Origin of the sequence: Leclercia pneumoniae, assembly GCF_017348915.1 — a bacterium.
GTDB lineage: Bacteria > Pseudomonadota > Gammaproteobacteria > Enterobacterales > Enterobacteriaceae > Enterobacter > Enterobacter pneumoniae.
In genome coordinates this window covers 956,932-969,517 of record NZ_CP071383.1, presented here as the reverse complement: position 1 = coordinate 969,517, position 12,586 = coordinate 956,932, and the positions used below count along the sequence as shown (strand labels likewise).

The window sequence follows — 12,586 nt, the reverse complement described above, 5'->3', positions numbered from 1 at the left end:
TAACGTTACAATTTTGCATTTCGTGCCTCAATGCCCACATTTATCTGGCTGAAAAACGCTAACATTAACGTTTACTTAATATATTTTAACAAACATCTATTTACCGCACTTATCACCCCACCTAAACTATGGCCTGCTTTTAGGTTGAGGTGGTAATGAACGATTATAAAATGACGCCGGGCGAGTTGCGCGCCACCTGGGGTTTAGGGACTGTTTTCTCACTGCGTATGCTCGGCATGTTTATGGTCCTGCCCGTTCTGACTACGTATGGTATGGCGCTGCAGGGTGCCAGCGAAGCATTGATTGGTCTGGCGATTGGCATCTATGGCCTGGCCCAGGCCATCTTCCAGATCCCCTTCGGTCTGCTCTCTGACCGCGTAGGTCGCAAGCCGTTAATTGTGGGCGGATTGCTGGTCTTCGTGCTGGGTAGCGTTATCGCCGCCCTCTCCCACTCTATCTGGGGTATTATTCTTGGCCGCGCGCTGCAAGGTTCCGGCGCGATAGCCGCCGCCGTGATGGCACTGTTGTCAGACTTAACGCGCGAACAAAACCGCACCAAAGCAATGGCCTTTATTGGCGTGAGTTTCGGGGTTACCTTTGCCATAGCGATGGTGCTCGGCCCGGTTATTACGCACAAGCTGGGTCTGCATGCCCTGTTCTGGATGATTGCCATACTGGCGACTATCGGTATTGCCTTAACGCTGTGGGTAGTGCCGGACAGTAAAAATCACGTCCTTAACCGTGAGTCGGGGATGGTGAAAGGCTGCTTCAGCAAAGTGCTCATGGAGCCGCGCCTGCTCAAGCTTAACTTCGGCATTATGTGCCTGCATATTCTGCTGATGTCGACCTTTGTCGCCCTGCCAGGACAGCTTGCCGCGGCAGGTTTTCCGGCGGCAGAGCACTGGAAGATTTACCTCGTGACGATGCTGATTTCGTTCGTCTCGGTGGTGCCATTTATTATCTATGCCGAAGTGAAGCGTAAGATGAAGCGCGTCTTTATCGGTTGCGTGGCGATATTGCTCATTGCCGAGATCGTACTTTGGGGCTCCGGCCCGCACTTTTGGGAGCTGGTAGCCGGCGTACAACTCTTCTTCCTCGCTTTTAACCTGATGGAAGCGCTGCTGCCGTCGCTGATCAGTAAAGAGTCTCCGGCCGGTTATAAAGGGACGGCGATGGGCATTTATTCCACCAGCCAGTTTCTTGGGGTGGCCATTGGCGGCTCGCTTGGGGGCTGGGTAGATGGTCTGTTTGACTCACAAACGGTCTTCCTCGCGGGCGCACTGCTGGCCATGGTCTGGCTGTTTGTTGCCACCACCATGAAAGAGCCCCGTTACGTAAGCAGCCTGCGGATCGAAATTCCTGATGGCGTTGAGATAAGTGAAGCGCTGAAACAGCGTCTTGAATCCACTGAAGGCGTAAGTGAAGTTCTTATTGCCGCGGAAGAGCGCAGTGCCTACGTCAAAATTGACAGCAAGGTGACTAACCGTTTCGAAGTGGAGCAGGCAGTGAAAGCCTAAAAAAAAGCCCGGTCCGACCGGGCTTTTTTATTAATCACGGAAGTTTTTAAACTGGAACGGCTGCCCCAGATCGCCGCCTCGCACCAGAGCCATCACGGACTGCAGATCGTCACGGGATTTACCGGTTACGCGAATCTCTTCACCCTTGATTTGCGCCTGCACTTTCAGCTTGCTGTCTTTGATGAGCTTAACGATTTTCTTCTGCACCGCGCTCTCAATGCCCTGCTTCAGTTTGGCTTCAACAAACCAGGTTTTACCACTGTGGACGAACTCTTCCGGAACATCCAGTGAGGTACCTTCAATGCCGCGTTTCAGCAGCTTGGCACGCAAAATATCCAGCAACTGGTTTACCTGGAAATCGGACTCGCTGAGCACCTTAATGCTCTTATTTGCGTCATTCAGCTCGAAAGTGGCCTCAACGCCCCGAAAATCGAAACGTGACTCGACTTCACGGCTAGCGTTATCCACGCCGTTACGCACTTCCTGAATGTCCACTTCAGAAACAATATCGAAAGATGGCATCTTTTCTTCTCCCTTCATATTTGTTGCGTTGCATAATACCCGCTACGAGGCATAACTCAACAGAAGCTTAGCTGGCGGCGCTATACTTAGGCCGTAACACCTGGCGCAGTTGCAGGTGAGGAGGAACAATGAAAATTACTGTGCTTGGATGCGGAGCCCTGGGCCAGCTTTGGCTTACTGCGCTGCGTAAGCATGGTCACGATGTTCAGGGTTGGTTGCGCGTGCCCCAGCCTTATTGCAGTGTGAACCTGATTGAAGAGGACGGGACGATTTTTAATGAATCGCTTACCGCCAACGATCCCGATTTTCTCGCCCAGAGCGATATGCTGCTGGTGACCCTGAAGGCCTGGCAAGTTTCCGATGCCGTTAAAGCGCTGGCCGCCACGCTACCCGCCTCATCCCCTGTGTTGTTGCTGCATAACGGTATGGGCACCATTGATGAGCTAAAAAGTATCCACCAGCCGCTTTTGATGGCCACCACCACGCACGCGGCGCGGCGCGATGGCAATATCATTGTTCACGTCGCGGGCGGCGTCACCCATATTGGCCCGGCCCGGGCGCAGGATGGGGATTACAGCTACCTGGCCGATACGCTGCAGGACGTTTTACCCGATGTGGCCTGGCATAATCATATTCGTCCACAGCTCTGGCGTAAGCTGGCGGTAAACTGCGTGATCAATCCCCTGACGGCGCTCTGGAATTGTCCAAACGGCGAATTAAAAAATCATCCGCAGCTGGTGGCCACGCTCTGCGCGGAGGTCGCGTCGGTGGTGGAGCGAGAAGGCTTACACACCTCCGCTGACGATCTCCGTTATTACGTCGATCAGGTTATTGAAAGTACAGCAGAAAATATCTCTTCAATGCTGCAGGATGTGCGTGCCCAGCGTCACACTGAGATCGATTATATTACCGGGTATTTACTTAAACGAGCGCGAGCCCACGGCATTAGCGTGCCGGAAAACGCCCGTCTGTATGACATGGTTAAACGTAAGGAGAGTGAGTATGAGCGCGTCGGCACTGGTATGCCTCGCCCCTGGTAGCGAAGAGACCGAAGCAGTCACGACCATTGATTTACTGGTGCGCGGCGGCATTAACGTTACCACCGCCAGCGTAGCCAGCGATGGTAACCTGGCAATTGTCTGTTCACGCGGCGTGAAGCTCCTGGCCGATGCCCCGCTGGTAGAGGTGGCGGATGGTGATTACGACATCATCGTGTTACCGGGTGGCCTGAAGGGGGCAGAGTGTTTTCGGGACAGCCCCCTGCTGGTAGAGACCGTGCGTCAGTTCCATCTTTCCGGGCGTATCGTCGCGGCCATTTGCGCCGCAGCGGGCACGGTGCTTGTGCCTCATAACCTGTTTCCTGTCGGCAACATGACGGGTTTCCCGACGCTTAAAGATCGTATCCCCGAAGAGCAATGGGTGGATAAACGCGTGGTCTGGGATCCGCGCGTCAATCTGTTAACCAGCCAGGGGCCGGGTACATCGATTGATTTTGCGCTGAAGATTATTCAGCTACTGGCTGGACGCGAGAAAGCCCATGAAGTGGCATCTCAACTGGTTATGGCGGCGGGCATTTATAATTACTACGAATAAAAAACGGCAACCCTGAGGTTGCCGTTATCGTATTGCGGGCGATACACCTTACGGGCGATACACCTTCACGTTGGCAAAGCCCTGTTCGCGGAGATAGAGCGCCTGCAGGCGGCTCATCACCCCACGCTCACACCACAGCAAATACGTTTTGTTCTGGTCGAGGTCACCAAACTTCGTGCTCAGTTTGTAGAATGGCAGTGAAACCACCTCCACACCCTCAACCTGCAGTGGTTTGTCATCCTGTTCATCAATAGAGCGGATATCCAGAATCGCATCGTTAGCGCTAAAACCTTTCACGGTTTCCACTTCCACAACGTCCTGCTCGGTCTGCTGAGCAATTTCGCGAATATCGATATTGGACGCTTCGGCGACCACTTTATCCAGGATACTGAAGTCGAAGTTTTCTTCTTCCGCTTCGATTTTTCCCTTCACCGCTTTCACCGTTGGACTTTTTGAAATCACGCCACAATATTCCGGCATGGTGCGGGCGAAGTCAGCGGTACCGATTTCACGCGCCAGGTCGATGATATGCTCTTTATCGTGAGAGATCAGCGGGCGGAGAATCAGAGTATCAGAGACGTTGTCGATCAGGCGCAGGTTGGTCAGCGTCTGGCTGGAAACCTGTCCCAGCGCTTCGCCGGTGACCAGCGCCTGCACGCCGTAGCGCTCAGCAACCTGGGAGGCCGCACGCACCATCATGCGCTTCAGTATCACCCCCATCTGGCCATCTTCCACTTTCTCGAGGATCTCGCCGACCACGGGTTCGAAGTTTATCGCCACAAAACGCACGCGGTGGGAGCTACCAAAGCGGTTCCACAGATAGTGTGCAACCTGACGAACGCCGATTTCATGCGCGGCGCCACCCAGATTAAAGAAACAGTAGTGCACACGACAACCGCGACGCATAAGCATATAGCTGGATACGCCGGAGTCGAACCCACCGGAGATAAGCGACAGCACATCTTCCTGGGTACCGATGGGGAAACCGCCAATCCCTTCGTAGCGCCCTTTCACCAGCAACAGGCGATCGTTTTCGATCTCAAGGTGAACGGTCACATCCGGGTCGGTCAGCTTCACGCGCGCCGATTCAACGTGCTGATTCAGCCCGCCGCCCACATAGCGTTCAGCTTCAATTGAGCTAAATTCATGTTTACCGCGGCGCTTTACGCGAACGCAGAAGGTTTTGCCTTCGATCTGGTCGCGGTACTGCGCCAGCGCCTTCTCGAAGATGTCATGAAGAGACGTGAACGGCACGTCCTCAACTTCCAGAATATGGTGGATGCCCGGAATACGGGTGAGCGCATCGCGAATATCAATACGCTTATTTTCATCTTTGGCGCGCACTTCAACGTGGTCCCAGTGGCGAACCACAGCGAGGGTTTCGTCATAGTGCTTTAATACGTTACGAATGTTCCCGGTCAGAATTTTAATAAAGCGCAAACGCACAGATTGGCTTTTGATGGTGATTTCAGGGAACAATTTAATGATAAACTTCATGGCGGCAATGGTTCTTTGGCAAGCCCTGAGAGGCTTGTGATGGAAAAGTACAGCAGCCCCTATACCGAAGACTGCATCCAGGCGCGCAAGTATACCACCATCGCGCGGCTCCTGTGCATATTGCGCGTTATTTGCTTATCAGCCTGAGTCCGTTACCATGAACAGGCAAAAACAGTAGAGTCAATTCACTATGCCAAAGAAAAATGACGCACCCGCCAGTTTCGAAACTACGCTGGGTGAACTAGAGCAAATCGTTACCCGTCTGGAAAATGGCGATCTGCCGCTGGAAGAGGCGCTGAATGAGTTCGAGCGCGGCGTGCAGCTGGCGCGTCAGGGCCAAGTTAAGCTGCAGCAAGCTGAACAGCGCGTGCAGATCCTGCTTACTAATAGCGAAGATGCTGCCCCCACCCCTTTTACACCGGACGCTGAGTAAATGGATTTTGCGAATCAGCTTCAGACGTGCGTCGAGCGTGCTAACGACGCGCTTCGCCGTTTCATTGAGCCACAGCCTTTTCAGAACACTCCGCTGGTCGGCGCCATGCACTATGGCGCACTGTTGGGCGGCAAACGTCTGCGCCCGTTCCTGGTCTATGCCACCGGCAACATGTTTGGTATCAGCACCGGAACGCTGGACGCCCCCGCGGCCGCCGTTGAGTGTATTCATGCTTACTCATTAATGCACGACGATTTACCGGCGATGGATGATGACGATCTGCGCCGCGGCCAGCCAACCTGCCACATTAAGTTTGGCGAAGCGAATGCCATTCTGGCGGGCGATGCGCTACAAACCCTGGCGTTTGCTATCCTGAGTGATGCGCCGATGGCAGAGGTGGCCGATCGTGACCGTCTGGCCATGATCTCCGAACTGGCGCAGGCCAGCGGCGTGGCGGGTATGTGCGGCGGTCAGGCACTGGATCTGGAAGCCGAAGGGCGCCAGGTGACGCTGGAACAGCTGGAACGCATTCATCGCCACAAGACCGGGGCACTGATTCGCGCCGCCGTTCGTCTGGGAGCATTGAGCGCGGGCGAACAAGGGCGTAACGCCCTGCCGATCCTGGATCGCTACGCAGAAAGTATCGGTCTGGCTTTCCAGGTTCAGGATGACATTCTGGATGTCGTGGGCGATACTGCAATATTGGGTAAACGTCAGGGTGCCGATCAGCAGCTTGGCAAAAGTACCTACCCCGCCCTGTTGGGTCTTGAGCAAGCCCAACGTAAAGCCCGGGATCTGATTGATGATGCCCGCCAGTCGCTAAATGAACTGGCCGCGCAGTCACTGGACACCTCGGCACTGGAAGCGCTAGCGGACTACATAATCCAGCGTGATAAATAAACTATATATCTCGATGAGCCTTTGATGAGTTTTGATATTGCCAAATACCCGACACTGGCGTTGGTTGACTCCACCCAGGAGTTGCGTCTGTTGCCGAAAGAGAGCCTGCCGAAGCTGTGCGATGAGTTACGTCGCTATCTGCTCGACAGCGTAAGTCGTTCCAGCGGCCACTTCGCCTCCGGGCTTGGCACGGTGGAGCTCACCGTAGCGCTGCACTACGTCTACAATACCCCCTTCGATCAGCTGATTTGGGATGTTGGCCATCAGGCTTATCCGCATAAAATTCTTACTGGCCGTCGCGATAAAATTGGCACCATTCGCCAGAAAGGGGGGCTGCATCCGTTCCCCTGGCGCGGTGAGAGCGAATACGACGTCTTAAGCGTCGGTCACTCCTCCACCTCAATTTCCGCCGGTATCGGCATTGCCGTCGCGGCAGAGAAAGAGAACAAGCAGCGCCGTACCGTCTGCGTAATTGGTGACGGGGCGATCACCGCGGGTATGGCCTTCGAGGCAATGAACCATGCGGGCGATATCAAACCGGATATGCTGGTGGTGCTGAACGACAACGAAATGTCGATCTCCGAGAATGTCGGCGCGCTCAATAATCATCTGGCGCAACTGCTCTCCGGTAAGCTCTATTCCACCCTGCGTGAAGGCGGTAAAAAAGTCTTCTCCGGTGTACCGCCGATCAAAGAGCTGCTCAAGCGTACGGAAGAACATATCAAAGGCATGGTCGTGCCAGGCACGCTGTTTGAAGAGCTGGGCTTTAACTATATCGGTCCGGTCGATGGCCACGATGTGCTGGGGCTGGTCACTACGCTCAAGAACATGCGAGACCTCAAAGGCCCGCAGTTCCTGCATATCATGACCAAAAAAGGTCGCGGATACGAACCGGCGGAAAAAGATCCGATCACTTTCCACGCGGTACCGAAGTTCGACCCTACCAGCGGCTGTCTGCCGAAAAGCAGCGGCGGCATGCCGAGCTACTCCAAAATCTTTGGTGACTGGCTGTGTGAAACCGCAGCGAAAGATAACAAGCTGATGGCCGTTACGCCCGCCATGCGCGAAGGCTCCGGCATGGTTGAGTTCTCTAAAAAATATCCGGATCAATATTTTGACGTGGCGATCGCCGAGCAACACGCGGTGACCTTCGCGGCTGGTCTGGCGATTGGCGGCTATAAGCCGATCGTGGCGATCTACTCCACCTTCCTGCAGCGCGCCTACGATCAGGTGATCCACGACGTGGCTATCCAGAAGCTGCCGGTGCTGTTTGCTATCGACCGCGCAGGCATTGTCGGTGCCGACGGCCAGACCCATCAGGGCGCATTCGATCTGTCGTTCCTGCGCTGTATTCCTGACATGGTGATCATGACCCCGTCTGATGAAAACGAATGTCGTCAGATGCTGTTTACCGGCTATCACTATCAGGACGGTCCAAGTGCGGTTCGCTACCCGCGCGGTAACGCCCTGGGCGTTGAGCTTGAACCTCTGCAAAAAATGGCGATTGGCAAAGGCGTCATCAGGCGTCGCGGTGAAAAGGTCGCGATCCTGAACTTCGGCACGCTGATGCCGGAAGCCGCTCAGGCCGCCGACGCGCTAAACGCGACTCTGGTTGATATGCGCTTTGTGAAGCCGCTCGACGAAGCGCTTATCCTTGAAATGGCCGCCAGTCACGAGATGCTGGTCACGCTGGAAGAGAACGCGATTATGGGCGGCGCGGGCAGCGGCGTGAACGAAGTGCTGATGGCGAACCGCAAGCCAGTACCGGTGTTGAACCTTGGTCTGCCGGATCACTTCATTGCCCAGGGCACCCAGGATGAAGCCCGCGCAGAAATTGGTCTTGATGCCGCCGGTATCGAAGCCAGAATTCGCAGCTGGCTGGCCTGACCCCATCTCTCCCCTTTCCGCTCCTGCTATGCTTAAACCTCATGTTTAAAACAGCAGGAGTGGAACCGTGCAATATACAACATTAGGAAAAACAGACCTTAAGGTTTCCCGTCTTTGTCTGGGTTGTATGACATTTGGCGAGCCGGATCGGGGTAAACACGCCTGGACGCTGCCGGAAGAGAGCAGTCGCCTGCTCATCAAGCACGCCCTTGATGGCGGCATTACCTTTTTTGATACCGCAAACAGCTATTCCGACGGCAGCAGCGAAGAGATTGTCGGTCGCGCCCTGCGCGACTTTGCACGTCGGGACGAGGTGGTTGTCGCCACTAAGGTTTACCATCAGGTAGGCGACCTGCCGGAAGGGCTCTCCCGCGCACAGATTCTGCGATCGATTGACGACAGCCTGCGTCGGCTGAATATGGATTATGTGGATCTGCTGCAAATCCATCGCTGGGATTACAACACCCCTATCGAAGAGACGCTCGAAGCGCTGAACGACGTGGTTAAAGCCGGGAAAGCACGTTTTATCGGCGCATCCTCCATGCACGCTTCGCAGTTTGCCCAGGCGCTGGATTTACAGGCACAACATGGCTGGGCGCGCTTCGTGACAATGCAGAATCACTATAACCTCATCTATCGGGAAGAGGAGCGCGAGATGCTGCCGCTCTGCTATCAGGAAGGCGTTGCGGTGATCCCCTGGAGCCCGCTGGCGCGCGGCAGGTTAACTCGTCCCTGGGGCGAGACTACGGCCCGCTCGGTTTCGGATGAGTTTGGCAAAACCCTCTATTCAGAAAGTGACGCCAACGATGCGCAGATCGCCGAACGTCTGGCCGCCATTGCAGAAGAGACCCATGCAACCCGCGCGCAGGTGGCGCTGGCATGGTTGCTGAGTAAACGTGGGGTAGCGGCACCGATTATTGGTGCTTCACGCGAGGATCAGCTGGATGAGTTGCTGCGTGCGGTTGAGCTAACACTTACGCCGGAGCAGATCGCCGAACTCGAGACGCCCTATCAGCATCATCCGGTCGTGGGGTTTAAATAACCCCGAACCCCCTCTCCCGCAAGGAGAGGGGACACACTATTTACTGCGCGAAGTGATCGTAGCCTTTCCAGTCCAGCGTGACAGGTTCTCCGTCACGCAAAAACTGCATCCCTTCGCTTTCCGGCAGGATCTGGCCGATACAGGTAAATGGAACGCCCAGATGGCCAAGCGCTACGTCCAGCGTACCGCGATTCAGTTCAGGCACGGTGAAACACAGCTCGTAGTCTTCACCCCCCGAGAGCGCCCAGCGTAGAGCCTGTTCAGGCTCAGCATGGCGGCGCAGCGGCGCCGAAAGCGGGAAGGTATCGAGATCGACACGCGCTCCTACGCCGCTGGCCTTAAGTATGTGGCCAAGATCGGAAATCAAGCCATCAGAGAGATCGATTGCCGCGCTGGCACGATCCCGTAGCGCCTGCCCATGAAGAATACGTGGCGTCGGACGCAGATGACGCTTTATCAGGTAGTCGGCATCAGCAGCCTCTTCGACCACCAGTCGATCTTGTAAAATCGCCAGCCCGGCCGCACTGTCGCCAGGGGTTCCGGTCACATAGATCCAGTCTCCCGGCTTCGCGCCTGAGCGCTTCAGAGCCCGTCCAGCCGGGACATAGCCGTGGATCGCCAGCGTCATCGACAGCGGGCCCGCTGTGGTATCGCCGCCAATCAGCTGCATATCGTAGTAGTTAAGCTGCTCGAAAAGGGCATCGCTGAACGTTTCCAGCCACGCTTCATCTACCTTCGGCAGGGTGAGCGCCAGCGTTAACCACGCCGGGTCGGCCCCCATCGCCGCCAGATCGCTGACGTTCACCGCCAGCGCTTTGTACGCCAGATCGGCAGGATCGATGTCCGCCAGAAAATGGTTGCCACACACCAGCGTATCGGTGCTGATGGCCAGCGTCTGTTTTCCCGGAATATTGAGCAGTGCGCAGTCGTCACCGATGCCGGTTTCAACATCACGACGAGAAGATCTGACGCGGTCAAAATAACGGGCAATCAGGGAGAATTCGCCGCATGCCATACGTTATGCCTCGCTAAGAAAAGAAAAAACCGGAGACTACACCGCACGAAGGCAGCACAGTACTCCGGTTTGCGGATCACTTTTTGTGGGGACGGATCGCAGGAGCGGCTTTATCCAGCACGCCATTGACGAATTTATGGCTGTCTTCAGCACCGAAGGTTTTCGCCAGTTCGATCGCTTCGTTGATGGCCACTTTGTACGGCACATCGTCACGTTTAGACAGTTCGAACAGGGCGATACGCAGTACGGCTTTTTCAACCTGGCCCAGCTCTTCGAGCAGACGGGACAGGTATGGCTTCATCAGTCCGTCGAGATACGCGCTATTAGTCGCCACTCCCGACAGCAGTTCACGGAAGTACAGGACATCAACGCCTTTGACGTCTTGTTCCGCCAGGAACTGGTATTCAACATCAGCGATGTCGTTCTGGGACAACTGCCAGGAGTAAAGTGCCTGGACGGCACATTCACGGGCGCGGCGACGAGCAGCAGGTTTCACGGAATTCCCCTTACAAAAATCAGGCCTTGATGGCTTTCAATACATTAATCATTTCAAGCGCGGTCAGTGCAGCTTCTGCACCTTTGTTACCGGCTTTGGTGCCAGCGCGTTCGATAGCTTGTTCAATACTTTCAGTGGTGAGCACGCCAAACGCGACAGGAATTTCAGCATCCTGCGCAACGTGCAGCAGACCATTGCTGGCACCGCCTGCTACATATTCAAAGTGCGCGGTACCGCCACGAATAACCGTACCCAGCGCAATTACCGCATCATACTTGCCGGTTTTCGCCAGCGCGCCTGCTGCCAGCGGCAGTTCATAAGCGCCTGGAACCCAGACAACGGTAATATTTTCGTCTTTCACCTGACCGATACGTTTCAGTGCGTCTACCGCACCTTCCAACAGGCTGTCGTTGATGAAGTTGTTAAAACGCGCAATGGTGATGGCGACGCGAGCGTCCGGGGTAGCAACAGCGGCTTCAATAATGTTCATACTCTTCCTTAACGGGTTCATTTGGCCCCGCAGGGGGGCGGATTTTATCATAATAATTTGCGTACTGCTTCCCTATTTCAGTAAGCCTTACGCGGGAATTAAATGCAGGCAAATATCGGGTCCAACCGGGCGTATCTCGCTGAACTTAAGCTGCGGTGCATCGGCCAGTTTTTCAAGGCCCGGCAGGACAAACAGACCACGCGCGTCGTTGCCTAACAGTTTAGGGGCAACGTAAACAATGAGTTCATCCACCAGCCCCGCCTGCAGTAGCGCCCCAGCAAGGGTCGGCCCTGCTTCAACCCAGATGCTGTTCACCTGCTGTCTGCCAAGCTGCATCATAAGTACCACCAGATCGAGGTGGCCATTATGCTCGGGTACAATCAGCGTTCGAACGCCCTCCGGCCATGTGCGGCTATCTTCCCCGGTGCGGACAAAAAGCGTTTCACCTGGTTGCTGGACAATACGATGCTCTGGCGTGACGCGGTTTTGGCGGTCCAGCACGATGCGAAGCGGCTGACGCAGGTCATCCTGGGAATAGCAGGACTGCGTATCGGCAGAAAGTTCGTCCCAGCGCACGGTCATTGACGGGTTATCCGCCAGCACGGTGTCACTGGTGGTGAGAATAGCATGGCTTTGCGCGCGCAGACGTTGCACATCGCGCCTTGATTGCGCAGAAGTGATCCACTGGCTCTCGCCGTTGGCCATCGCCGTACGGCCATCAAGGGAGGCGCCGAGCTTTAACTGAATAAAGGGAAAGCCCGTCCGCATGCGCTTCAGGAAACCTTTATTAATGGCTTCGGCTTCCTGCATCATCAGGCCATGACTCACCTCAATCCCTTCCTGCTGCAGGCGGAACAATCCACGGCCGGCTACCTGCGGATTAGGATCCTGCATCGCTGCCACCACGCGCGTCACCCCTGCGTTAATCAGCGCTTCACAGCAGGGTGGCGTGCGCCCATGATGGCTGCAAGGCTCAAGCGTCACGTAAGCCGTCGCCCCACGCGCCTTCTCGCCGGCCATCCGCAGGGCGTGTACTTCGGCATGCGGCTCGCCGGCGCGAAAGTGAAAACCTTCTCCGACGATTTCGCCCTCTTTCACAATTACACAGCCAACGTTGGGATTGGGATGGGTAGTAAAACGTCCGCGCTGCGCCAGCTTTAAGGCTCGCGCCATGTACATTTCATCCTGCATGGG

Annotated in this window: 13 protein-coding genes; 7 read left to right on the top strand and 6 right to left on the bottom strand. The window is 55.5% G+C overall.

Features of this window, described 5'->3' with window-relative positions; translation table 11 throughout:
* Positions 1 to 155: 155 nt before the first annotated feature.
* Positions 156 to 1,517 (top strand): MFS transporter, encoded by a 1,362-nt coding sequence (locus JZ655_RS04510; protein WP_046884461.1) that lies wholly within the window; start codon positions 156 to 158, stop codon positions 1,515 to 1,517.
* A gap of 30 nt (positions 1,518 to 1,547) precedes the next feature.
* Here the strand turns inward: JZ655_RS04510 and JZ655_RS04505 are convergent, their stop codons facing one another.
* The gene (locus JZ655_RS04505; protein ID WP_207293102.1) at positions 1,548 to 2,039 is read right to left on the bottom strand and encodes a YajQ family cyclic di-GMP-binding protein; all 492 of its coding nucleotides are present in this window, start codon (positions 2,037 to 2,039) and stop codon (positions 1,548 to 1,550) included.
* Positions 2,040 to 2,167: 128 nt separating this feature from the next.
* Between JZ655_RS04505 and panE the strand changes: the two genes are divergently transcribed.
* A complete protein-coding gene (panE, locus tag JZ655_RS04500; protein ID WP_207293101.1) occupies positions 2,168 to 3,079 on the top strand; it encodes a 2-dehydropantoate 2-reductase in 912 nt (303 codons plus the stop codon).
* Complete coding sequence (yajL, locus tag JZ655_RS04495) at positions 3,042 to 3,632, top strand: protein deglycase YajL (protein ID WP_207293100.1); 591 nt, start codon at positions 3,042 to 3,044, stop codon at positions 3,630 to 3,632. The genes panE and yajL overlap by 38 nt, the downstream gene beginning before the upstream one ends.
* Positions 3,633 to 3,680: 48 nt before the next feature.
* Here yajL and thiI read toward each other — a convergent pair whose 3' ends face one another.
* Positions 3,681 to 5,129, bottom strand: coding sequence for a tRNA uracil 4-sulfurtransferase ThiI (gene thiI, locus JZ655_RS04490; protein WP_040076926.1), 1,449 nt, complete (start codon positions 5,127 to 5,129; stop codon positions 3,681 to 3,683).
* Positions 5,130 to 5,319: 190 nt separating this feature from the next.
* On the opposite strand from thiI, the gene xseB reads away from it, so the two are divergent.
* From xseB to JZ655_RS04470, 4 genes are all read left to right on the top strand, one after another.
* A complete protein-coding gene (xseB, locus tag JZ655_RS04485; protein WP_207293099.1) occupies positions 5,320 to 5,562 on the top strand; it encodes an exodeoxyribonuclease VII small subunit in 243 nt (80 codons plus the stop codon).
* Positions 5,563 to 6,462 (top strand): (2E,6E)-farnesyl diphosphate synthase, encoded by a 900-nt coding sequence (gene ispA, locus JZ655_RS04480; protein WP_046884465.1) that lies wholly within the window; start codon positions 5,563 to 5,565, stop codon positions 6,460 to 6,462.
* A gap of 24 nt (positions 6,463 to 6,486) precedes the next feature.
* On the top strand, positions 6,487 to 8,349 hold the full coding sequence (dxs, locus tag JZ655_RS04475; protein WP_040076929.1) for a 1-deoxy-D-xylulose-5-phosphate synthase: 1,863 nt from the start codon (positions 6,487 to 6,489) through the stop codon (positions 8,347 to 8,349).
* Positions 8,350 to 8,416: 67 nt separating this feature from the next.
* Positions 8,417 to 9,391, top strand: a complete 975-nt coding sequence (locus tag JZ655_RS04470; protein WP_207293098.1) for an aldo/keto reductase — start codon at positions 8,417 to 8,419, stop codon at positions 9,389 to 9,391.
* 40 nt (positions 9,392 to 9,431) lie between these two features.
* Here the strand turns inward: JZ655_RS04470 and thiL are convergent, their stop codons facing one another.
* From thiL to ribD, 4 genes are all read right to left on the bottom strand, one after another.
* Positions 9,432 to 10,406: a thiamine-phosphate kinase gene (thiL, locus tag JZ655_RS04465; protein ID WP_207293097.1), complete on the bottom strand. Its 975-nt coding sequence runs from the start codon at positions 10,404 to 10,406 to the stop codon at positions 9,432 to 9,434.
* Positions 10,407 to 10,482: 76 nt separating this feature from the next.
* The gene (gene nusB / locus JZ655_RS04460) at positions 10,483 to 10,902 is read right to left on the bottom strand and encodes a transcription antitermination factor NusB (protein WP_040076933.1); all 420 of its coding nucleotides are present in this window, start codon (positions 10,900 to 10,902) and stop codon (positions 10,483 to 10,485) included.
* Positions 10,903 to 10,921: 19 nt separating this feature from the next.
* Positions 10,922 to 11,392 carry a 6,7-dimethyl-8-ribityllumazine synthase gene (gene ribH / locus JZ655_RS04455; RefSeq protein ID WP_040076935.1) on the bottom strand — a complete coding sequence of 157 codons (471 nt, stop codon included), beginning with the start codon at positions 11,390 to 11,392 and terminating at the stop codon, positions 10,922 to 10,924.
* 87 nt (positions 11,393 to 11,479) lie between these two features.
* Positions 11,480 to 12,583: a bifunctional diaminohydroxyphosphoribosylaminopyrimidine deaminase/5-amino-6-(5-phosphoribosylamino)uracil reductase RibD gene (gene ribD / locus JZ655_RS04450; RefSeq protein ID WP_207293096.1), complete on the bottom strand. Its 1,104-nt coding sequence runs from the start codon at positions 12,581 to 12,583 to the stop codon at positions 11,480 to 11,482.
* Positions 12,584 to 12,586: the final 3 nt, after the last annotated feature.